Source organism: Nodosilinea sp. P-1105, from assembly GCF_012911975.1.
In the GTDB taxonomy this organism is placed as follows: domain Bacteria; phylum Cyanobacteriota; class Cyanobacteriia; order Phormidesmidales; family Phormidesmidaceae; genus Nodosilinea.
The window spans coordinates 1-22476 of record NZ_SMDQ01000059.1 but is presented as its reverse complement, the minus strand read 5'-3'; the positions used below and the strand labels follow the sequence as shown (position 1 = coordinate 22476).

Genomic DNA, 22476 nt, shown 5'->3' with positions numbered 1-22476 from the left:
AGCCTAACTACCACAGAATCCAGAGGCAAGCCCTGCTTCCCCCTGGATTCTGGTGTTACTTGGTGGGGGCTGATGCACCCCTAAACAGGCTATAAGCCCAACGATTCTACAACTCGGATGTAAAACCTGGGTTCTAGCCCTTAGTTCTAACCTTCGGGCCTAACCCTCAGGTCTAAGACTCGGAAGCAGAATAGTCACTGCTTTCCTTGTTGCTATCAGTGTTGCTTTCGTTGTTGTCTTCGTCACTGCTACTGCGATTATTGCGCTTAAAGAATCGCTGATTACCAGAACGCTTCTTGCGAAACTTACGGGCATAGGCCTGGTTGCGCAAAGCTTTCTCTTTCTTAGGGTTTCGACGTTTTGACATAAATGACCTCAAACAGCAGGGCAGATGTGAACAGTACAGAGGGTATGGCACGTTTGGTAAGGGAAATCCCCTGAACCAGGCCAAAGCAACCGCTACCTACATCCATCCCGCCAGAATGGAACCTCAGGCAGTAGCTGCCATGATGAGCAAAGCCTGGACTATCTGCCCGAATCAAAAACCAGTTACCGACTGCATCACATGACCAAAGATTCACTCTAACACATGGCCGCCAGTCCCCCCGTCGGGCTTTCAGATTTACTTCAAAATCAGCACCAGTATTCTAGTGTTCTGTCAAGCCAGAAGTGACGGGTTAGCAGGTCTGCGGTATACGGTGCAAGGTCTATGGCTCGCCCTAAATCATCTACCGTAAACCGTGAACCCTAGGTCGCAGCTTTCGTGATTATTTTTTTGACTGACTACTCGGTTCTCGCTCCAAGTTGTCATCGGCCCCATGGATTTCGGCTCAGGGCAACCCTTGCTGCTTAACCCAGGCTAGGGCTTGATCGCGGCTGGTAATCAACCCTTCGGCCTGGGCCAGTTGCACTGCTTCCAGTAGATCTCCGATTTGGGGACCGGGTTTTAGGGCCATCCCCTGGACCAGATCGCGCCCTGAGATCAGTGCCTGGGGATGGGCCACCGGATCCTCAGGGTCGAGGTGCCGTGTCACCAGGTCAATGATCATGGCTTCTGGCAACCCATGGGCCAGGGCCAGTAGGGCGACCCCTACAAAGGCGGTGCCTGAGAGCTTAAACAACTGGTACTGCTGCCGGGCCGGTAGGGGGCCAGCGGCTAGCTGTTGGGTGAGGAACTGCCAGCTGCTAAGGATGCTGACAACGGCCTGTTGTTCTACTCGACTGTATTTAAGTCGGATTAGGGTAGCTTCGGCCTGTTCAGGATCGCCCAGCAGTAGTTGGGCCAGTTTGGTGGCTTTGAGCCAGCTGCGGTGCAGTCCTGGGGCTGTGGGTTCTTTCACCCAGCTCTGGAGCCGCTGAGAGTAGTCGGGCCACCGTTCATGAATTTGAGCGGCGGTTTGGTCGATCGCCGCTAATGCTTTCAACTGGGCTGAGGTCACCTGGGGCAGCCAGGGTCGCAACAGCCCATCTTGCCAGGCCATGGTCAGCAACCGTGACCCGTCGGCCAGGCTGAGCAAACAGTCTAACTCTCCCCGTACCCGCTCGGCCGCCATCCCCTTTAGCAGTGGGGCCAGGGCACGAATGGTGTCTTGGGTGTGGGAATCTAAGTTAAACCCCAACTGGGCCGCCTGGCGGTAGGCCCGCAGCAGACGCAGGGGGTCTTCTTCTAGATTTTCAGCGGCCACCATACAGAGCTGCTTGCGCTGCAGGTCGGCATAGCCATTCAGGGGGTCCAGCAGGGTTTCCCGGTGAGGATCGTAGGCAATGGCATTGATCGTGAAGTCGCGCCGCCGCAAGTCCATGGCAATGGTGGGGCCAATTTGCTGGGCAAAATCGACTGTGGCGTTGGGAAACACCACCCGGGCAATCTGATGCTCGGTATCGAGCACCACAAACCCGGCCCGGTAGTACTGGGCAATGGTCTGGGCGGTGGCGATCGCATCGGCCGGCAAGACAAAGTCGAGGTCTAAGTAGTCGGCCTGCCGGTGAAGCAGAGCATCTCGAACGCTTCCCCCCACTAGATAGGCTTGCTCTGGCAGTAGCGACACGCTAAAGGGCCAGGTTTTGGGTGATAGGGCTGATTGTTGGGTAGCCACTACATGGGATAACAACGCTAACGGTGGATTCAATGAACCCTCTATCTCTCTTTTATTACAACAGGCTTTTGAGTCCTTGGCCTGTCAGGGCAGTAGCGACAATGCAAACCTTCGATAAGGTTTGCATTTTGCAACATCCCTTCCCCGGACCAGAAGGATATGGAAAACCTGAGCTAGAGTATCAGAAAACGGGTCCCCAGGAACCGCTTACCAAAACAGCGGCTGAGGGGGCGATCGCCACCAGACTGGCTCAGGGCATAAGCCCTAATCATAACGGATACTGCCTGAGGACGTTGCCATGTGCATTTGTGTGAACTGCCACTATGTCGACCGTTGCACCACCTACCATGCTGTTGAAGGGCAACACCAGCAGCCCCACTTAACCGATACCCCCAGCTTCGAGGCCATAGAACCGACGATTAATGTCAACATTCGCCACCAGGGGGACACCATTGAAATGGAGTGGGACGTGGTGGGCTGCGAAAGTTTTACCGCAGAGATGGGCAAATGGTCTAAGCTGCGCCCTGGGGAACTGGTACCCACTTAAGATCTTGTGCATGGGGCGATCGCGTTAGCTTGGCTACCCTCTGTATCAACCTGCGCTGCCCGCACCCTGTCAACCCAGACGGGGCAGTCATCTGTAGGGCTTGCGGGCAGCCCCTGCTGCTACAAAACCGCTATCGCTGTCTAGAGCTGCTCGGACAGGGGGGCTTTGGGCGTACCTATCGAGCCTCAGACGAAGGCAACAATCCTCCCAGGGACTGCGTGGTCAAGCAGACAGTAGCGGCCACGTCCCCAGTGTTGCAGTCCCCCCTCAACCCAGCGGAACGGCGGCGACGCTTTCATCAGGAAGCCGAGCAACTAGCTATCCTCGGGCAACACCCCCAGATTCCTCAACTGCTGGAGGTGGTGGACAATCAACGGGGCCAGTTTTTAGTACAGCAGTACGTTTCCGGCCCCACCCTGGCCCAGGTAGTCCAGGCCCACCCCCTGGAAGAGGTCGAAGTGCGGCGGGTGCTGGAGGAGCTGTTGCCCGTGCTGCAATTTGTCCATAACCAGGGGGTAATTCATCGGGATATCAAACCAGCGAACATCATTGTGCCAGCCACGCCTCACCCCCTAGTGCTGGTGGATTTTGGCGCCTCCAAGGCTATCCGTGACCCGGCCCAATTGGCCCAAACCGGTACTGTTATCGGCAGTGCCGGCTATGGCGCTCCAGAACAGGCCCTGGGTAAAGCTGTGTTCGCCAGTGATTTGTTTAGCCTGGGGGTGACCTGTCTGCATGGGCTGACTGGCCTGCACCCGTTTGATCTCTACTCAGTCAGTGAAGATGCCTGGGTTTGGCAGGCCTTTGTGACGCCGCCAGTCAGTCCTGGCCTGGCCCAGGTGCTCGATCGACTGGTCAGTCGCCGCCTGCCAGAGCGCTACAGCTGCGCCCAGGAGGTCCTGACAGACCTGCGCTGGAGTGCCGTAGCGTCTCCTCATCGCCCCCCTCAGGCTGCTGCTGGGGCTCAGGCTAAGGGGCCACCTTGGCCCCAACGGTTTGTGATTAATCTGGGTCGGGTAGTGGCGAATGGGGTGGCGGTTAGCCCCAACGGACGGGCGATCGCGGCCCCCTGTTCCGATGGCACTGTAGGCCTGTGGGACTGCACCAACGGCGAGCTGGTTCACCGCTTTAGCAAACCCTGGGGACCCTTTGGCATGGGTCACCGGGGCCAGGCGATCGCCGTTTGCTTCAGCCTTGACGGCTACAGTTTGTTTAGCGCCGGGCAAGACAACCAATTAATTCAGTGGAGCCTAGAGGACTACAGCCACAGTCGTCGCCTGCAAGTTCCTGGCTGGTCCATGACGGTGCTGGCCATGGCCCCCCATGGCCCCACGCTGCTGGTGGGGACTGGGGATGGCCAGATCCATCTTTGGCCGATCGGCCAGGGTGCCCCGATCCGCACCCTGGTGCATCACCAAGACCGGGTCACCGCCCTGGCCCTGGATGGCCCTGGTCATGTGCTGGCCAGCGGCAGCGCCGATCAGACGATTCGCCTATGGCATCTGCCCTCTGGACGGCTGAGTCACACCTTGACGGCACCCAAAGCCGCACTGACGGCCCTAGCCTGCCACCCTGAGGATGCCCGTCTGATCAGCGGTGACCAGGCTGGTCGCGTACAAATGTGGAACCCCGGTCAACCGGAAGCGGCCCAGCTTATTGCTCGGTTTACCAGTCCGGTTACGACATTGACCCTGAGCCCCGATGGCCGCTGGTTAGCCGCTGGCCTGGAGGACGGCAAGGTGCGTCTGTGGGCGTTATCTGGGCTAGTGCCCCTGCCCCCCCTCAGCCATGCCTGGGCGATTAGCGGCTTGGCCTTCACCCCCGATAGTCGCCTGTTAATCACCACTGGGGCTGATGGCACGATTCGGTTTTGGGCGCCTCAGCCCTAGTGGTCTGTCACGTTAGACGCAACGGGTCAACCGGGGCGCGGTACACGGTGAACGGTACATGGCTCGCCTTAAACCATGTACCCCAACTCACATCTCCCGTCATTATTTTCTTGACTCAACACTAGTGCCACTGGCCACTGGGGAGGGCTTGAGGTTAGTCCCCAGGGGCCGGGTCAGGCTCGACGTTATTGGGAGGATCGCCAGGGGTAGGGTCAAGCTCGGGAGTCTGCTCGAGCAGGTCAGGATCAGGGTCAATCGGCACCCCGTCGTCCTCCAGTTCCCGCAGAATCGGGGGGGCGGTTTGGGGCGCTTGCTCGAAAATGGCGGAGAGTACGTCGGACAGGGTGGGAGCCATGGCAATCCGATTTTTGTAGACCATAATCACCCGGGTGAGGGCAGGTAGCTGGTTTTGTTCGGCCACCAGGTATAGGGGCTCTACGTAGAGCAGCGATCGCTCGATGGGAATCACCAGTAAATTCCCCTGCTGGGCCTTAGAGCCCTGAGTATCCCATAGGGAGATACGCTGGGAAATTTCTGGGTCTTGGTTGATCCGGGCTTCGATTTGCTCGGGGCCAAACACCAACTCCTGCTTGGGGAAGGTGTAGAGTAACCGTAAACCATAGCGATCGCCGTCGGAGCGGGCCGCCAACCAGGCAATCAAGTTGTTGCGCTGGGAGGGGGTAAACAGCCGTAGCAAGATAAACTCTTCGTTGGTTTCCTGGGGCAGTTTCATGATCAGGTAGTAGGGCTCCACCGGCTGGGCCTCGTTGGCGTAGATTTCAGTGGGGGCGCGCCACTGGTCTTCCCGGTTGTAGAACACCTGGGGATCGGTCATGTGGTAGGTCATTAACGATTCGGCCTGCACCGCAAACAGGTCTCGGGGATAGCGAATGTGGGCCAATAGGGTGGGAGGCATCGCTTCCAGGGGTTCAAACATGCCAGGAATTAACCGGTTCCAGGTTTGGACGATCGGGTCGTCGGGTTCGGCCACGAAAAAGCTGACGGAACCGTTAAAGGCATCCACCACCACCTTGACCGAGTTGCGAATGTAGTTAAAGTCGTTCTCGCCGGGGTCGGAGTAGGGATAGCGGGAGCTGACAGTGTAAGCGTCAATAATCCAGTACAGGTAGTTTTCGCCGGTCTGGTTGTTAAAGTTTTCTTGGATAAAGGCGGGGTCGCGATCGCGAAACACCTGCAGATCGATATCGTCGGGGGGGCGACTACCGTGGCTGGGGCCAGTACCCCACTGGCGGGAAGCGTCACCAATATTCGCCGTCACCAGGTACGGGTCGGTGTCAAACCGTAAAAAGGGGGCGATGGTTTGCACCCGCTCCGCAATATTACGGCGAAACAGCAAGCGCGTATCGTCGGTAAAGTCGTCGGTGAATAGCATCCGCCAGTCCAGCAGGTGACGGGCAAATAGCAATCGCCGCCAATGGCTATCCAGGTTAATCCCCCCCCGGCCCAGGTAGGTGGTGTAGATATTCTCGTTGCCGCTGGGGTAGTCCAGCTCCAACACCTGGGCGTTGGTCATGATGTAGGTGTTGGTCAGTTCCCCGAAGTAGAGGCGGGGGTCACCGATGGGGATGCTCTGGCGAATCGCCTCACTGCTGGGGATATTTTCGATGCCCCGCACAAAATAGGTGGGTAGGCCATCGGGGCCAGCGGTATTCACCGGGCTCATGGTAAAGCCAAAGCCATGGGTGTAGACCAGGTGCTCGTTCACCCAGGTTTGGGCGATCGCCGGTACCCGCTCATAGTTCAGCTCCCGAGCCGAAATCATCACCTGGCGACGTTCAGGGCGATCCTGCTCGTTCAAAATGTTGTAGCGGTCAAAATCGGCGTCTTGAAATTCGTAGTACAGCCGAATTTGTTGCAGCTGCCGGTTGGTATCCAGCAGCGGTCGAGGGTCCCAGAGGCGAATGTTTTCTATGGTCAGGTCGTTGGCTTCTAGATCGTCCAGGGTGAGGTCGCCGCTGGGGTCAAAGGGCTGGGAGTCGATGGCTTCTAGATCAAACGCCTCCCGGGTGAGGCCGATGGAGTTGACGATGTAGGGCCGCTCCCGCTGCAGTTCGTTGGGCTGTACCACCAGCCGCTGCACCACCATGGGGGCCACCACCAACCCCAGCAGCGCCAGCAGTAAATAGCCTCCCACCCCCTTGGCCAGCAGGCTAGAGTGGCTAAAGTCGGTCCACCAGCCCTTAGGGGCCTTGGCCGGACGTTGGGCTATGGGGTGGCGCCACGGCCCGATCGCCATGCGAGCCATAAACAACAGGCCCAACACCAGGGTCAGCCCGGCCAAGGCAATGTTCACGGGCAGCAGCACGTGGATATGGGTGTAGCCCGCCCCGTACACCACCCCCTCTCGGGAATAGAGGATTTCGTAGCGACCCAGCCAGTGGCTGACACTGGTCACCAGAAACAGGGCACCAGCCAGACTGTACAGATGCTGCTGCTGGGGCGGCGAAAAGCCATAAAAGCGCCCCTGGCTAAGGGCGTCGTTGGCCACTAGGTACACCAACCACACCCCCACCAGGGTAAAGACCAGGGTGCCCACCAGCCAAAATTCCACCAGGTGCCACAGGGGTAGCCGGAAAATGTAGAAGCTGATGTCCTGGTCAAAAATCGGCTCGGTTTCGTTGAAGGACACCGGGTTTAGGGCCAGCAGCACCGTCGGCCACTGGTTGGCCAAAATCAGCCCAAAGCCCAGGCTCATGAGCACGGCGGCTAACCGCCCCAGTAAGCGGGGGTAGAGCAGAAAAGCCACGGTGCTGACGGCCAGGGCGACAAATTGCCAGGGCTGGGCCCATAACAGCTGAAAAATGCTGACGAAGGATTGCACCCGCGGCCACAGGGGAATAGGGGTGCTGGCGTCGTAGAGGGAGCTGGCCGGGCGAAAAAACTCAGCGGCGATCTGGCCCTGGTACAGTAGCTGTACCCCCACCAACAGACTCAGGGTAATGGCTAGGGCCAACAGCCCCCGCAAACCCAAACCACTGACCCGCGCGGTCGGACTTTCGGGACGATCTAGGGGCTTGGCGCGGTCGGCCAGGGCAAAGTTGCCCCAAGTAAACAGCAGAGTCAGAAAGATTGGAATCAGGCCTAGGAGTAGTTGCGATCGCAGCTTCAGCCAAAATACGACCTGGTAATTGACTGCCTGAAACCAGATTTCCTCGGCCTTCAGGTTAATCACCGCATCCGCCAGCAGTAGCACCATCACCACTGCGATCGCGCCCATCCACCACAGATTCAGGGGGTGCTTCCCCCATGCCTTGCTGCCCATAACCTAATCCTGCATCTGCCTCAAATTGTAGCGACTTTGAACTAGGTCCAGAGATTAAAGCGAGCCAACTGCTGCTCAAGGGCTTTAGGTAGATGCTTATGCAGGTCGGCCTGGGTTTTGAAGGTCAGGCGCTGCTGGGCTGGCAGATCAAAGGGGTACTGCCCCCCTATGTCGGGACGCTCCATTTGGGCCAGGAGGATTTGATCCAGCTGCTTCGCTTGCAGGGCATAGCCCATCTCTACACAAACATGGGGGTGGGGCACCGCGATCGCAGGCTCCCCAGGGGATGGCAAAATTGGGGTACCATCCGCCACAAACAGCAGTGCCTGACGAATTTTGCGGGTTAGGGAACTGTTCAGCCGAGCCGGGCCTTCGCTGAGACGGTGGGAAACTTCTAAAGTCAACGCCACCCGAGACTTACGGTTGATTGATTTCACCGCTGCCATCAGCCCCTGGTGCAGTGCCTCTGCCGAAGCCGCAAAGTCGGACTGATAGCAGAAGTAAATGATCGGCTGCAGGTGGGCCATCACCTCCCGCTTGGTGAAGTAGATTTCGTGGCTGATCAGGTCAATATTGGCGATCCCATAGCCGCCACTGCCCTCAATATAAAATTCCACCGTTTCCCCCTCCAGGTAACGCTGGAACCAGGCCGACTGCTTCACCTCGTCGCTGTCGTCTAAAAAGTCGGCCCGCAATGCCGACTTCAGCAAACTATTTTTACTCAGCCGCAGGTCATGGGGGCGCTTCTCTAGCTCCCGCACCGGCTCGTAAGCATCGAGATACCAGGCTTTGAGGGCAATAATGGCCATCGGGGGTCATCCTCTGGGGCACAGCAACGGCAGAGCGGCGTATCGCTTGATTCTAAAGCCAGATGGGTCTTACAGCTAGGGGAGGTGGGGAGGTGGGGAGGTGGGGAGGTGGGGAGGTGGGGAGGTGGGGAGTGGGGGAGATGGGGAGGTGGGGAGGTGGGGAGATTTTGGATTTTAAAGCCGTAACCCACGGTTGGGGGCTGTCGGTCTTTTGGCGGAATCGTGGCTGTGGCCATTGAAGAATTGGCGATCGCCGGCCTCCGTGACCTGGCATTTCCTGGTCTCGACTTTCACCCCCCAACAGGGGAAGTGGACTCCCACCAGCCCCTGACCCAGGCCGAGTGTCTGACCTATGTGGAAGCCTTCTTTGATGGCGTCATGCCTCTCCTGACCCGCTTCAGTTCTGGCTTGACAGACCACAAGGAGAGAAGGGGTATCCCTCTTGGTTTTCTAGGGGAATCATTGAAATCCTCAAAAAACTCTCTTCAAGAATAAATATAGTTGAACTTATATTGAGGCTTGTTGACGAGTAGTGTTATTCAGTGACAGCTAGAACTTAATCTTTTTACAGACAGATAATGTATCGACTTGAGCTGTCTAAGTGGATAACTTGTCTGTTGACATTTTGCGGATGACTATATACTCTCCAGGAATTATTAATCGTTGGCTTTTCGGCCAACGATTGGCCGTCGATTTGATGGGCCAATTTTGTAGCGGCCTATCAAAAAGTACCAATGGAAAAGATTGAGATTCTTGGGGGTAAAGGTCGTTTGTCAGTTGCTAATTTCAACTAATTTAGGAAAATTGAGTCATCATGAGTATCGTTGCCAAAGTTATTGCTCAGTCTGATGAAGCCAACCGCTTTCTCAGTAGTGCTGAGTTGGCTAAGCTGCAGGAGTTTTTTAGCAGCAGTACAGCCCGGGTGAGCGCCGCTCAAAAGCTGGCGGCTAACCAGCAAAAGATTGTGGATGAGGGCAGCAAGCGGTTCTGGTCCCAGTGTCCCAATACTCCTAGCAATAGCGGAAATCCTCAAAAAACAGCCCTCTGCCAGCGAGATCAAGGGTGGTACATTCGCCTGGTAAGCTACTGTGTGCTGGCCGGCAATTCTAAGCCCCTGGAGGATATTGGCTTAGATGGCATGCGCGATATGTATGTGTCCTTGGGGGTTCCCCTGGCCAATCTAAAACTAGCGATGAAGTGCATCAAAGAGGTGGCCTTGGGTGGCTTGACTGCCGAAGAAGGGGCATTGGCCGCACCTTACTTCGATCAGCTGATTCGGGCCTTTTAATCAGCTTTATAGTCACCAATTTGATCGCAATTTTGAACTGCCGTTAGATACTTTAAGAGGATAATCATGCAAGATACCATTACCGCTGTAATTAACCCCGCTGACGAGCAAGGAAGTTACCTGGAGGGGGCTGAACTAGAGGCGCTACAAAAGTACTTCCGTACGGGCGAAATGCGGGTTAAGGCGGCTACTCAAATTGGTGAAAGTGCATCCAGCATTATCAGCGAAACAGTAGCCAAAAGCTTGCTCTACGGTGACATTACCCTGCCCGGGGGCAATATGTATCCCACCCGTCGCTATGCCGCTTGTCTGCGAGATCTGAGCTATTTTCTGCGCTATGCGACCTACGCCATGCTAGCCGCCGATGCTTCGATCTTAGATGAACGGGTGCTCAATGGTTTGAAGGAAACCTATAGCTCGTTAGGGGTGCCCATCGAGCCCACGATTCAAGCGGTTCAAGCGATGAAAGAGGTCGTTACCAGTCGGGTAGGGGCTGATGCGGGCCAAGAAATGGACGTTTACTTTGATCACCTGATTGCTGGTTTGAGCTAGTCGTTCACGGACGTTTGTTGTCGCAGTCAAATCATCACCATGTACGCTAAGCAACACAACCAGGAACAGTATCCCTGGTGGGCAGGTAATGCCCGATTCATCGATCTGTCGAATACGTTTATTGTGGCCCACGTCGCTCAGGCGGCTTTGATCATGCTGTGGGCCGGTCTGTTTACCCTGTTTGAACTGGCGGTTTATTCCCCTGGTGCTCCCCTCTATAGCCAGGGATTGATCCTGCTGCCCCACTTGGCCACCCAGGGCTGGGGTGTAGGTCCGGGAGGGGAGATTGCTGATACGTTTCCCCTGTTTGCCATTGGTGCCATCCATATTGTGGCGGCTGGGGTACTGGCGGGGGGAGCTTGGTTCCATCGCGATCGCCTCCCTGCTAGTTTGGCCAATGCCCAGGGCAAAGCCAGCCAATTTCACTTCGAGTGGGATGATCCCAAGCAGTTGGGCTTCATTTTAGGCCATCACCTGATTATCTTAGGGCTCGGGGCACTTTTGCTGGTGCTCAAAGCTACCCGCTTTGGGGGGCTCTACGATGCCACCTTGGGCGACGTGCGGCTGGTCACGGCCCCTACCCTGGATGTGGGCGCCCTCTGGAGCTATCGCACCCATTTATTTGACGTCAACAATCTAGAAGACTTGGTTGGTGGCCACATTTATGTGGCGGTGCTGCTGATTGCTGGTGGCGCCTGGCACATTTTAGTGCCTCCCTTTAATTGGGTGCGCCAGCGGTTTTTGTTCTCTGCCGATGGCATTTTGGCCTATTCGCTGTTTGGCATTGCCTTGGCTGGGTTCGCGGCCTCTTACTACTGTGGGTTCAACACCCTGGCCTACCCCACGGAATTTTATGGGCCAACCCTCCAGCTAAAGTCGGCCTTTTTGCCCAGCTACTTTGACCCCAACCGCCTCCCCGAGATGGGCTATTCATCTCGGACCTGGTTAGCCAATGCCCACTTTTATCTGGCCTTTTTCTTCTTGCAAGGGGGACTGTGGCACTATCAGCGGGCTATGGGCTTCGATCTGAGTCGCTTGAGGGACACCTGGCGACGGGCTAGATTAGAGGCCAGTGAAAACCCAACGTTGGCCTATCAAAAGCCAGTCCACAATGCCCCCCGGCCACAGATCCAGGTGCAGTACGAAGCCCCAGACATGGAACCCCAGCCCCTGTTAGTAATGGAGCAGCCCTTCCAGGATTTTCTCTATCGTCCTTCCCAGGGTGTGACGGCATCTGACCTCACCCAGGTCAACGGGGTGCACACAACCCTATACCAAACGGAGTTCCACCCCCGCCATTACAGGTTTTATCAACCGGCGGCCAAAACTGCGACCACGGAGTTTGGCTACGGCGGTAAGCGATCGCTAGGTCGTTTGTATGAACCGCCTAAGGGGTCCCCAGAGACTCGGTCTTATCCGCCTCCATTGCCTGCGGTCATGTATGAACCAAGTCACAGCAACGGGCAGACCACTCAGGACGCCAGGGAGGAGGTGAGCACCCCCGCCTCGTAGATGAGTGACGGATTCAGGTTGGTGTTGGCATGAATGGTGGGTTCGCCCACCATTCATGCCTGTTTTTTTGCTCTGCTTTCTTAGCTAAGTTTTCTTACAGCGTCTGACAGCAGATCTTGGCCGTCCCATAGGGAATAGCCAGATCACCTGCGATCGCCTGCCATGAATCCCCGCCCAGGTTGCAGCGGAATCTTAGACGCGGTGATCGCCCGTGGGTTTCTTCTGGGCACAAAAAAGCTAGTCAACTACGGGCATAATCTCCCGCCTTACTGCTATGGATAACCATCAGGCCCATGGGGGGAAAGTCCACCCTTTTAGTAGGGTTCCCGCTACTGGTGACCTGAGGGCAAATATCGCACCATAGAAACTGTAGATGGTGCACAGAAAAAACCGTTAGCTAGGCCCAAAAAGCCCTTCGGTAACTTCCAAAAACACCATTATCAACATCAGTTTTCGGGAGATTATAAACCATGATTGTTCGTCGCTATTTCGACCCCATTACTGAAATCAATGCCCTGCGCCGCCAAATTAACGATGTGTTTGGCGACCTCACCAGTGAAACCATGGCCCAGTCCGATTGGTCCCCCGCTATTCGCCTCGTCGATACGGGTGATGATTTTGTGCTAACGGTCCATTTGGCCGGGGTTAACGCCTCTGATGTCGATGCCCAGGTGAGCTCGGATGCCGTGTCTGTATCGGGCCGTCGCCTGCAACCTGAGGTCAACGACTCGACGAAAGTCCTGTATGATGACGCTCGCTATGGCTACTTCCATCGGGTGGTGAATTTGCCCGATGCAGTACAAAACGACAAGGCCGTGGCTGACTTTAGCCATGGGCTTTTGACCCTGACGTTACCAAAAGTGGTGGAAGCTCGTAATAAGGTTGTCAAAATCAACTTAGGTGCTACAACTGAATCCCCAGTCATTGAGGCAACAGATGCTGACGCCAACACCGAAGCGTAGGGATAGTTCAGGTCATCCCACGGGTTTTGAGACAGATTTGGTTTGAGAGTTAAGTCATGATAATTAAGGCGGGCTAGGTCCGTCTTTTTTTTATCCATAATTACCCTCTGGACAAGTTTCTCTGGCACCCACTTTCAGAACTGAGATAAAATTCATACATTATTTCGTACACTATATCGATGGGGCAAGTTAACGACTGGAAAACCTCTCTACTGAGTGGTGGGCACTGCCTACCTTGGGAAAGCTACGAACACTGGCTGAAAGTCGGGATCTTCTGTCTCGAAAATCGCCTAAGCTGTCGCCTCGTCCATCCTCAGCCTACGGAACGAGTACTCTGCGGCATTAAGTCGGCCAACTATTCCTGATACCTGACACCCCCAGCAAAGGTATTTCTGCCAGTTCGCACTAGCCTCAATCAGCCTGTTTCCAGGTCATCCTTTTACCTTGGTCATTCACGATGCTTTCTGCCCCCCGTTTGTTTGGTTTACTGCCCTTGGGGCTGGCCCTACTGCTAACCACAGGGGCCTGCACCCGTACCCCAGATACCGCCAATGGCAACGACCTAGACCCCACCCCTGGAACCGTGGAACCGGTCGACCCAGCCCCCAGTGGGGATGCAGTGGAAGACACGGAACGGTTGTTGGCCCTCTCTGGGGATGGCCTGCAACTGGTGGGGGACCAGACGGGGGCGGCGGTGCCGTTACCCTTTGGTGCCGATATTGATTTTGTGGACGATACCCTCACCCAACTGTTAGGTGACCCTGTAGAGTCAGGGCTGAATGAGGAATGTGGTTCTGGTCCGCAAATCATTACCCAGTGGCCCAATGGCATGGTTATCTACGAGGCTGAGGGGGAATTTATTGGCTGGGGAGTACGCCCGGCAACCGACAGCGCCAACCTCACCACCATGGCTGGCATTGGCATTGGTTCAACCCTGGCAGACTTGGAGGCCGCTTACACCGTAGAGGTGTTTGAGAGTACCCTTGGTATTGAGTTTGCGGCGGGTGCCTTGGCGGGCCTGCTGACGGCTGATGCACCGGATGGCACCATTACCGATCTCTGGGCAGGGACCACGTGTATTTTTCGCTAAGGACTGTGGATCTTTTAAGGTGTAATTCTTGTAGGTCAGGAAAGGTACCTGACCGTGGACAGCCGAGACGACTATCCCACGTTATTTGATTCGCGGTCTTAAGGAGATTGCCTTAAGTCATCTTTATTTGGGATCTCTAACGCAAAAGCTGCTTCACCGTGCTAACCATATCGGCGGGGCGAAATGGCTTGGTGATATAAGCGTCAGCCCCCTGCTTCATGCCCCAGTAGCGGTCAAACTCTTCCCCCTTGGAGGAACAGATAATCACCGGGATATTTTGGGTGCTGGTGCTGTTTTTGAGCCAGCGGCAAAGCTCATAGCCATTCATGTGCGGCATCACAATATCCAACACCACCAAGTCAGGGGGGGTGGTCTGGATCATCTTTTGGGCTTCCACCCCATCCTTCGCTTCCACTACCGTTAGTCCTGCCTTCAGTAACAGTCCGGCAATCATTTCCCGAAGGGTTGAACTATCATCCACAATTAAGACTGTACTCATGGCTTTTATCTGCGGACCCTGGTGACCATTGCTGCTCCGTAGCTATTATGGCCAATTTGGGCAAACTCTAACACCATAAATTGAGCAATCCCACATTTTGCTGACCAATTTGCCCCGTCATTACAAAATCGTGAAGCTGCTTCGCCCTACCCGCCTTCCTGGGTGGTGGCTAAGTCTTCTAGCCAGGTAACAAAGGTGCCATAGTCCTGGGCTACGTCGTGCCACACCTGCGGGTAAGTGTCTACTAAACGAGCCACCCGCTCTGGCTGTAACTCAAACCCATAGAGATTGCGCACAATATGGCGAAACCCCAAATACTCTCTCAAGGCCGAGGCCGTGGACATTCTCAGCACTGCTGGTCGTCCCTGGCGCTCTGTGGCCATACGGTCAAGTAACCGCTTGTGCCAGTCTGGTCCGGCGGGTAAGCCTCCATTCAGCTCTGTGGCAATCAGCTGGAGGACTTTCTCGCAGCCAGTGTAAAAATTGTGGAGCTTCAACGCTAGATTCTCGTACAGCCACTCGGCTTGGCCAGGATTTTGCTCAAGGGTGCGGTTGACTTTGGCAATATCATCTTCTAGCTGGCCTAGGCGAGTTAGTTCCATGTCAATATCGGCGGCTAGTTCGCGAATCGCGCTTGGGGTAATGTCACGCATCAAGGGCTATCCCGGTTTCAAAAACTCGTTGTCTAAAGTAGGGGGCCAGATCTTCCAGGGGTTTGAGGTCGACCCAGCGCTGACTGTATTGGTTGGCGGCTGCAACGGCTTCAAAATATTGCGCCTTGGGAATATTGTCAGCCGCGATGTCAAGATCTGACTCTGGCTGAAACCGATCCTTCAGCAGTGAGCCAAATACAACAATATGAGTGGCTCCGTAGCGATCGCGTAGCATGGCAGCAATCCGATGGACCTCTTCCCATGCCTGCACTTTCGCTTGGGTTTGAGCCCGTTGCTGGGCTGCTCTGGCCTGCCGCCAATAGGCCACATATTTGGGGTCAACCGCCATCAGCTTAACGCCATATTACAAGTGTGCAATCAAAAAATAATCACGGGAGATGTGACTTAGGGTTCACGGTTCACGGTATGCGGTTCAAGGCGAGCCGTGTACCGTTGACCGTAAGCCGTGAACCGCAGACCTATTGACCCTTCACTTCTGGCTTGACAGACCACTAGGACTGGTTGGCAGAAATAGGGCAGGTTTCAGGTTACGTCTACCTATCTTTACCATCCTATCTCAGGCCTATCTCAGGGCAAATTTACGCACCGCCAATAGACTACCCATCAGGCCTACCAGGGTGCCTAGGCCCAGCAGGGCAGCGGGCAACAATAGTAGTTGCTGGGGGGTCAAGGCTAGCCCCTGGGCCACAAACTGAATAAAGTCCGCCTGTTGGGCTGCCACCTCTTGCAGCGATCGCTGAATGGCAAACAGTAATGCCCAGGCCACCCCCGCCCCCGCCAGGCCAAAGGCGGCCCCCTGCAAAATGAAGGGTAAATAAATCCAGGCGCGGGTCGCCCCCACCAGCTGCATCACCTCGATTTCCCGACGCCGGGCCAGCACAATCAACCGAATGGTGGTGGTAATCACCGCCGTAGCGGTCAGGGTGAGGATGGCAATCACAAAAGCACTGGCCCATTTCAGCCCCTGATTCAGTTGGGCCAGACGGGTAACGGCTTCATCTACGTAGCGCACTTCGTCGATACCGTTCATTTGAGTCAATTCTGCCGCGATCGCCGGTACCGCTTCCGAATCCCGGGCCTTGACCTTGAGCTCATCCACCAGGGGATTGCCCCTCAATTGCTCGGTGGCCCCTTCAATGTCAGACAGGCCCAAATCCTCTACCAGGGCTGCCCAGGCTTCCTCCTTGGTGATTGGGGTTACCGCCACCACCTCAGGAAACTGCTCCACGGCCGTTTGCATGTCGCTGGCCTGAAACCCGCTTTCTAAGTAGGCGGACACCTCCAGTTGGCTGCCAAACTGATTGAGCAACCGTTCCAACTGCCAGGTGGATTGCAGGCTAATGCCAAACAAAAAGAGGAGCACTGTGATGGTGCTGATGGCGGCCCAGTTCATCCAACCGCCGCGACGAAGGCCCAGCAGGGTTTCCCTAAGCAGGTAGTCAACCTTTGTGAAGAACTTAAGCATATATTGTCGCTGACTGATTGAGAGTTCCTTAATCTACAGCAAACCCATTGAAATCTCCACCGAGTGCAATTGGCCCACCATCTCTGATTCCTGACCCCTAATACCGGGCACTCCTTAGTCCAGGGGATTATCTTTTTGCCAGCTCATACCCTTTGGCAACAGATAAAGGGGTCAATATGCTGCGCTAACACTACATGTAGGATATTACAAGATAAGTACCCCCCCTGTAGCCCGATCGTTTCCATTCCCAGGTAGGATAATGGCCGTGGTTTTTTCCCGTGTGACCTTCGTTGTCTACAGGCATGTCCCCATCGTCCACCGCTATTCTGTCTCCACCGCTGCCTACCCCCTGGCCGCGCTTTGCCTCTCCCCTGAAGCTGGGGGTGATGGCCTCGGGCAAGGGCAGCAATTTAGAGGCCATTGCCACGGCCATTCAGCAGGGGCACTTGCAGGCCCAGATTCAGGTGGTGATTTACAATAATCCCGGCGCAGGGGTAAGGACGCGGGCGGCGCAGTTAGGTTTTCCTACCGTGCTGCTGAACCATCGCCACTACCCGAGCCGGGAAGCCCTAGACCGGGCCATTGTCGATACCCTGCAAGCTCACCGGGTGGACTGGGTGATTATGGCCGGTTGGATGCGCCGGGTTACCCCAGTGTTAATCGATGCCTTTCCTCGACAGGTCTTGAATATCCATCCCAGTCTGTTGCCCAGCTTTCCGGGGGTGCGGGCCGTCGAACAAGCCCTGGCAGCGGGGGTGAAGGTGTCTGGTTGTACCGTCCACCAGGTGGAACTGGTTGTCGATAGCGGCCCCGTCGTCATGCAAGCGGCGGTGCCGGTCTGGCCTGATGACACCCCTGAAATCTTGCAAGCCCGCATTCAGGTGCAAGAGCACCGGATTTATCCGGCGGCGATCGCCCTGGCGGCTGAGGCGGCGAGCCAACCATCGACTAGGCCGTCAAACGGTGGACAGTTAACGGTGGACGGTTAACGGTTTGAGGTTGGTTGTAAGGCGTGACCTCTTTTAGGGTACGTCTAGAGTGCCGTTACAGATCCCAGCGGTTGACTAACGGCGGTGTCCTTCGCTGGAGCAGGAAGAAACCTTGTGAGGGTGTTTCCTGGGGCTGGTGGGCAGAGCCCACCCTACGATTGGAGCACTGTTTCCTTAGGAGGGTTCTTAGATCGCTAACTTACAGCAGCGCGATCGCGTCGGCAAAGGCGATCGGTTGGCTAAACAGGTAGCCCTGACCGACCTCGCAGCCTAACGCTTGCAGGATTGCCCGCTGCTCCGCTGTTTCAATCCCTTCTGCTACGGTGGGCAGGCCTAGCCTGCGGGCAATTTCAATGATCGACCCCACCAGAATCTTGGCCCGCTCGCTGGTACACAGCTTCTGAATAAACGATTGGTCGATCTTCAGGCTGTCAATTTCGCACCGCTCCAGGTAGTTCAGGCTAGAGTAGCCGGTGCCAAAGTCATCCAGGGACACATGGAAGCCAGCGGCGCGGCACTGGTTGATGGTGGCGATCGCCTCTACTTCATCCAAAAACACCCGCTCTGTCACCTCAAGTTTAAGTTGCTGGGGGCCGACCCCATGGCGTTGGGTGAGGGCCATCAGCTGCTCGAAAAAGCCTGGTTCTTGAAACTGCCGCACGGAAATATTGACGCTAACAAAGAGCTGCCGCTGCTGCTGTCCCATTTGCGCCAACCGGTGTTCAAACCGCTTGAGATCGGTACAGGCTTGCTCCAAAATCCAGAAGCCGATGGGCACAATCAGGGAGGTTTCTTCGGCCAGGCTAATAAATTGGTAAGGGGATACCGTCCCCCGGGTGGGGCTCTGCCACCGCAATAGCGACTCAAACCCCACCACATTTTTCTGGTTGAGATCCACAAGGGGTTGATAAAACAGGCGCAACTCATGGTTGGCCACTGCATTTTGCAGGTCAGACTCTAACTTAATCGAGTCGAGAATGGTTTGATATTGCTGGCTTTTGGTATATGACCTTTCGGTCAGGGCCGGACTGGGCAAACCCAGGTGGGCACTCTTGGAATAGGCCCTCAGGTAGGTATTGAAGGCCCGATTGCGGTGCAGCGCCATGGCAATCATCAACCGCACAATGGGGGACGACGCATCAATGCGTTCGACAATTTGCGACGCCAGAATCACCATGCAGCGACAGGGGCCAATGGCCTTCACCGAGGCCGATCGCGGCGAGGCATCGACTATGCCCATTTCGCCAAAAATATCCCCAGGACCCAGTACATTTAGCTGTATGGCCTCTTCCCCAGAGCCCACAAAAATTTCCACATAGCCCGACTCGATAATGTAGGCCTTATCGGCCTCATCCCCTTCTCTAAAAATCGTTTCGCCGGCCTTAAACAGGCGGAGGTTACACCCTGGGTTCACAGCCAGATCGAGCGGCGATGCTTGATCGCCCTCAGGTAATACCTGAGGGGGTGAGGGGGTTAGGGAAGATTGTAAGGATTTCATTTCAGGAACGGATGAGAGCGTACTTTAAGCATCACCCATAAAACTCAATCTTTACCACCTCAACCATGAAGGGTTGGTAAGGTTTGCCCCAGTTTTTAGAAGGCTTGTCGATTATCAGGTAAGAATCACGGGCCAGTGTGACCCATGTCACCGGCCCAGGGGGTTACGATCACCTGGCGGATAGAGATCTGCTTGCGGTAGGCGGTAAACGGTGTCAGGTTCTAGGTGCCAGGTTTTAGGTGTTAGGAATGGGGGGCTGACTTGTGTCGCAGACCACTAGGGAAGTGTTTCTGTGACCTGGGGTTCACGGCTTACAGCCTGCGGTTCACGGTCTACGGCTCACCGTGAACCGTGAACCGTGAACCGTGACCCCTAAGTCACAGCCCCCGTCATTATTGCCACTAGCCTTAGGCGGCCACCGGCTGGGGGGCAACCTCAGGGTCAGCCATGGACCGGCCCACGGCGATCGCAATTGGTCTGAGGCTATGCACGAGATCTACCATCGCTTCTAGGGAAAGGGCCTGGCGGGCATCGGAGACGGATTGATCTGGGGTGGGATGGCACTCGATGATCAGACCATCGGCCCCAGCGGCGATCGCGGCCCGAGCCAAATCGGGGACCAGTTCTCGCTTCCCAGCCGCATGGCTGGGGTCCACAATCACCGGCAGGTGGGTGATTTGCTTCAACGCTACCACAGCGCCTAAATCCAGCACATTGCGAGTATAGCCGTCGAAACTGCGGATGCCGCGCTCGCACAGAATCACATTCGGGTTACCGTGGCTGATGATGTACTCTGCGGCCATCACCAGTTCCTCGATGGTGGCTGCCAGACCTCGCTTCAGCAGCACTGGCTTGGCTGTCTCCCCCAGGGCCTTTAGCAAGTCAAAGTTCTGCATGTTGCGGCTGCCCACCTGCAACACATCCACCTGGGCCGCCATCGGGGCAATCTGGCTAATGGCCATCACCTCTGAAATCACCGGCACCTGAAACTGCTGGCGCAAATCAGCCAATATCTCTAAACCCGCAGATCCTAGCCCCTGGAAGGCATAGGGGGAGGTGCGAGGCTTGTGAACCCCGCCGCGGATGGCCTGTACCGGGGCCGCCGCCAGTTGGCGGGCCACTTGCGCCATTTGGGGGGCGTCTTCAACGGTGCAGGGGCCACCGACAATCAACAGGCGATCGCCGCCGACGGTCACCTGGGGGGCAATGGAAACAGTAGTGCGATGATTGGGATGGGATTTGAGGGTCAAGGGTGCGTCTTTCATGGTGAACGTAACTCAGAGAAGGGATGTACGGAATGAATCGGTAGAATTCAGGGCAAATTCAGGTCATTAAAAAACCCGGAGGGGTGAGCTCCGGGTCAGGCTAAGGACATAGGAAAACCTATCACCAAAGGCCTGCCCCGGTGTGCCAAAAAAAGCTGTAAAACCAAACGGTGGTGATGGTTGTCATGGACTTGGGTGATAAAAACAACAAAACCGCAGAGCACTGACTCTACGGTTCACCAGGTTGACAGCAAAATGTTGCTCACTCCCTGTGAACCGCAGTTTGCCACCAAAAATAAAAGAATTGCCGACGTTGCATCGCTAAAGTTGCAGCGCTAAAACTTACAAAACCTGTTTGTAATCTAGCAAGGCTACCAGCGAACGTCAACGGTGTTCAGTCGCGATCGCCCCCCTGGGCCACAGCACCAGCCCGGCGGGCATCGGCGGCGGCAGTCAACCCCTGGTGAGGCTGCCACAGAGCGGCCTGGACCCCACCAAAGTACATCGACGGAGTTGGAAACGCAGCCACCGGGAGGTCTAGATCGGCGGGGAGCGGCACCCCGGGTTCAACCGCTAGCTGTAGGGCAGCGTCAAAGACCTCCAGGTGCAGGCGGGGGGTGGCGATCGCCTCTGACAAGTCAACCCTCCGCTTAATCACATGCCACAGGGCTTGGGCAACGGCGGTGGTAATCCGCGATGCCCCCGGCGAACCGATGGCCATTACCGCTCCATCGGCCCGGCGGGCCAGGGTCGGGGCCATATTTGAAACCAGGCGAGTACCGGGGGTGACGGCGTGCAGCCCGCAGGGGTGTAAGTCGATTTCCCCCAGGGAGTTGTTCAGCCAGAGCCCCGTCCCCTCCACCATCACCCCAGACCCATAACCGGCTGAGGCCGTGATCGCACAGGCCAAGCCATCCGTATCCACGGTGGAAATGTGAATGGTAGAGGGGGATTTCAGCAGGGCCTGGCGATCCCCCTGGTGGCTGAGCTCCAAGAGTTGGCTGACGGCCTGGGGTAAGTCGGCAGCCCCATCCAGGTGCTGGCTGCGGTAGGCCAGCACCGCCCGCTGCACCTCAATCCACTGCCGAACCGCAGCGATATCCCAATCGGTCTCGGGTACCTGATCCAGCAACAGCAACATAGCCGCCATACAGGCCCCACCAATGGCGGGGGCCGGATTGGTGGCGATCTGCCAGTCGCCCACCTGACAGGTTAGGGGCGATCGCGGGATAGCGGCATAGGCCGCTAAATCCTCAGCCGTTAGCAGGCCATGATTCGCCTGAATTTCAGCCACAATCCGCTGGCCAATGGGGCCTCGGTAAAAGGCCTCGACCCCCTGCTCGGCGATCAGTCTGAGGCTGTGGGCTAGCCCTGGCACATGCACCGTTTCCCCCTGCCGTAGCAGGGTGCCGTCTGGGTGATGTAGGGTTTGATAACTCTGGGGGTGCCAGCTGAAGATCGCCTCGTGGGTATAGCGCAAATATTCCGCCGCCCCCCCATTCAGCGGAAAGCCTTGCTCTACCCAGTGAATGGCCGGAGCCAGCACCTGGGCCCAGGGCAAACGGCCATAGGCTGCCGCCGCCTGACTGAGACCGGCAAAAATCCCAGGGGTAGCCACCGATCCATAGCCCACCAGGTTGCTCATGCGCCCACCGTAGTCAAAGAACACCTCCTGAGCCCCCTGGCCCAGGTGCACCGACGGTAGTCCCCGTCCTGGCATGGCCGCATAGGCATCGATCACCACGGGGGCTTGGTCCGGTGGCCACAGGGCAATAAACCCACTGGCCCCAGGAGCCATCACCCCCAGGTCGGTACACATTGACACCAGGGCCGCCCCCAGGGCCGCATCGACGGCATTGCCCCCCTGATTGGCGATCGCCGCTCCGGCATCGGCCGCAATTTGAGAACCCGCAGCAATAGTAACGGTAGGCATGGTGGGAAAAGGCAGAGGGCAGAAGGGAGAGGGCGGAGGGCGGAGGGCGGAGGGCAGAGGGCGGAGGGCGGAGGGCGGAGGGCGGAGGGCGGAGGGCGGAGGGCGGAGGGCGGAGGGCGGAGGGG

20 protein-coding genes are annotated in these 22476 nt (G+C 56.5%); 9 read left to right on the top strand and 11 right to left on the bottom strand.

The window, feature by feature from the left end; all coding sequences use genetic code 11:
• Positions 1 to 172 precede the first annotated feature (172 nt).
• Together E1H13_RS20200 and E1H13_RS20195 are read right to left on the bottom strand one after the other, a co-directional pair.
• Positions 173 to 367 carry a hypothetical protein gene (locus tag E1H13_RS20200; protein ID WP_169616017.1) on the bottom strand — a complete coding sequence of 65 codons (195 nt, stop codon included), beginning with the start codon at positions 365 to 367 and terminating at the stop codon, positions 173 to 175.
• Between the two features lie 463 nt (positions 368 to 830).
• Complete coding sequence (locus E1H13_RS20195) at positions 831 to 2096, bottom strand: CCA tRNA nucleotidyltransferase (protein ID WP_347404197.1); 1266 nt, start codon at positions 2094 to 2096, stop codon at positions 831 to 833.
• A 298-nt stretch (positions 2097 to 2394) separates the two neighbouring features.
• Here E1H13_RS20195 and E1H13_RS20190 point away from each other — a divergent pair, with 298 nt between their 5' ends.
• Positions 2395 to 2643, top strand: a complete 249-nt coding sequence (locus tag E1H13_RS20190) for a Ycf34 family protein (RefSeq protein ID WP_169616015.1) — start codon at positions 2395 to 2397, stop codon at positions 2641 to 2643.
• 29 nt (positions 2644 to 2672) lie between these two features.
• A complete protein-coding gene (locus E1H13_RS20185; RefSeq protein WP_169616013.1) occupies positions 2673 to 4532 on the top strand; it encodes a serine/threonine-protein kinase in 1860 nt (619 codons plus the stop codon).
• A 154-nt stretch (positions 4533 to 4686) separates the two neighbouring features.
• Here the strand turns inward: E1H13_RS20185 and E1H13_RS20180 are convergent, their stop codons facing one another.
• Positions 4687 to 7815 (bottom strand): UPF0182 family protein, encoded by a 3129-nt coding sequence (locus tag E1H13_RS20180; protein ID WP_240966750.1) that lies wholly within the window; start codon positions 7813 to 7815, stop codon positions 4687 to 4689.
• Positions 7816 to 7856: 41 nt separating this feature from the next.
• Complete coding sequence (locus E1H13_RS20175; RefSeq protein WP_169616011.1) at positions 7857 to 8624, bottom strand: hypothetical protein; 768 nt, start codon at positions 8622 to 8624, stop codon at positions 7857 to 7859.
• Positions 8625 to 8852: 228 nt separating this feature from the next.
• Between E1H13_RS20175 and E1H13_RS26960 the strand changes: the two genes are divergently transcribed.
• The 6 genes from E1H13_RS26960 to E1H13_RS20150 all read left to right on the top strand — a co-directional run bounded on the left by E1H13_RS26960 (position 8853) and on the right by E1H13_RS20150 (position 14028).
• Positions 8853 to 9119 (top strand): hypothetical protein, encoded by a 267-nt coding sequence (locus tag E1H13_RS26960; RefSeq protein WP_206070747.1) that lies wholly within the window; start codon positions 8853 to 8855, stop codon positions 9117 to 9119.
• 319 nt (positions 9120 to 9438) lie between these two features.
• Positions 9439 to 9912 carry an allophycocyanin subunit alpha-B gene (apcD, locus tag E1H13_RS20170; protein WP_169616009.1) on the top strand — a complete coding sequence of 158 codons (474 nt, stop codon included), beginning with the start codon at positions 9439 to 9441 and terminating at the stop codon, positions 9910 to 9912.
• A 66-nt stretch (positions 9913 to 9978) separates the two neighbouring features.
• A complete protein-coding gene (locus E1H13_RS20165; RefSeq protein WP_169616007.1) occupies positions 9979 to 10464 on the top strand; it encodes an allophycocyanin subunit beta in 486 nt (161 codons plus the stop codon).
• A gap of 39 nt (positions 10465 to 10503) precedes the next feature.
• Positions 10504 to 11976, top strand: coding sequence for a chlorophyll a/b binding light-harvesting protein (locus E1H13_RS20160; RefSeq protein ID WP_169616005.1), 1473 nt, complete (start codon positions 10504 to 10506; stop codon positions 11974 to 11976).
• Positions 11977 to 12446: 470 nt separating this feature from the next.
• Positions 12447 to 12938, top strand: a complete 492-nt coding sequence (locus E1H13_RS20155; RefSeq protein ID WP_206070745.1) for an Hsp20/alpha crystallin family protein — start codon at positions 12447 to 12449, stop codon at positions 12936 to 12938.
• Between the two features lie 457 nt (positions 12939 to 13395).
• On the top strand, positions 13396 to 14028 hold the full coding sequence (locus E1H13_RS20150; RefSeq protein ID WP_169616003.1) for a hypothetical protein: 633 nt from the start codon (positions 13396 to 13398) through the stop codon (positions 14026 to 14028).
• 136 nt (positions 14029 to 14164) lie between these two features.
• Here the strand turns inward: E1H13_RS20150 and E1H13_RS20145 are convergent, their stop codons facing one another.
• The 4 genes from E1H13_RS20145 to E1H13_RS20130 all read right to left on the bottom strand — a co-directional run bounded on the left by E1H13_RS20145 (position 14165) and on the right by E1H13_RS20130 (position 16666).
• Positions 14165 to 14527, bottom strand: coding sequence for a response regulator (locus E1H13_RS20145; protein ID WP_169616002.1), 363 nt, complete (start codon positions 14525 to 14527; stop codon positions 14165 to 14167).
• Positions 14528 to 14673: 146 nt separating this feature from the next.
• Entirely contained in the window at positions 14674 to 15180 is a 507-nt protein-coding gene (locus E1H13_RS20140) for a hypothetical protein (RefSeq protein ID WP_169616000.1), read from the bottom strand.
• Positions 15173 to 15529: a nucleotidyltransferase domain-containing protein gene (locus E1H13_RS20135; RefSeq protein WP_169615998.1), complete on the bottom strand. Its 357-nt coding sequence runs from the start codon at positions 15527 to 15529 to the stop codon at positions 15173 to 15175. The genes E1H13_RS20140 and E1H13_RS20135 overlap by 8 nt, the downstream gene beginning before the upstream one ends.
• 234 nt (positions 15530 to 15763) lie before the next feature.
• Complete coding sequence (locus E1H13_RS20130; RefSeq protein ID WP_169615996.1) at positions 15764 to 16666, bottom strand: ABC transporter permease; 903 nt, start codon at positions 16664 to 16666, stop codon at positions 15764 to 15766.
• A 302-nt stretch (positions 16667 to 16968) separates the two neighbouring features.
• On the opposite strand from E1H13_RS20130, the gene purN reads away from it, so the two are divergent.
• Positions 16969 to 17655: a phosphoribosylglycinamide formyltransferase gene (gene purN, locus E1H13_RS20125; RefSeq protein ID WP_169615993.1), complete on the top strand. Its 687-nt coding sequence runs from the start codon at positions 16969 to 16971 to the stop codon at positions 17653 to 17655.
• A gap of 199 nt (positions 17656 to 17854) precedes the next feature.
• Here purN and E1H13_RS20120 read toward each other — a convergent pair whose 3' ends face one another.
• From E1H13_RS20120 to E1H13_RS20110, 3 genes are all read right to left on the bottom strand, one after another.
• Positions 17855 to 19153: an EAL domain-containing protein gene (locus E1H13_RS20120; RefSeq protein ID WP_169615991.1), complete on the bottom strand. Its 1299-nt coding sequence runs from the start codon at positions 19151 to 19153 to the stop codon at positions 17855 to 17857.
• Between the two features lie 407 nt (positions 19154 to 19560).
• On the bottom strand, positions 19561 to 20418 hold the full coding sequence (gene aroF, locus E1H13_RS20115; RefSeq protein WP_169615989.1) for a 3-deoxy-7-phosphoheptulonate synthase: 858 nt from the start codon (positions 20416 to 20418) through the stop codon (positions 19561 to 19563).
• Between the two features lie 394 nt (positions 20419 to 20812).
• On the bottom strand, positions 20813 to 22351 hold the full coding sequence (locus E1H13_RS20110) for a gamma-glutamyltransferase (protein ID WP_169615988.1): 1539 nt from the start codon (positions 22349 to 22351) through the stop codon (positions 20813 to 20815).
• Between the last annotated feature and the right edge of the window lie 125 nt (positions 22352 to 22476).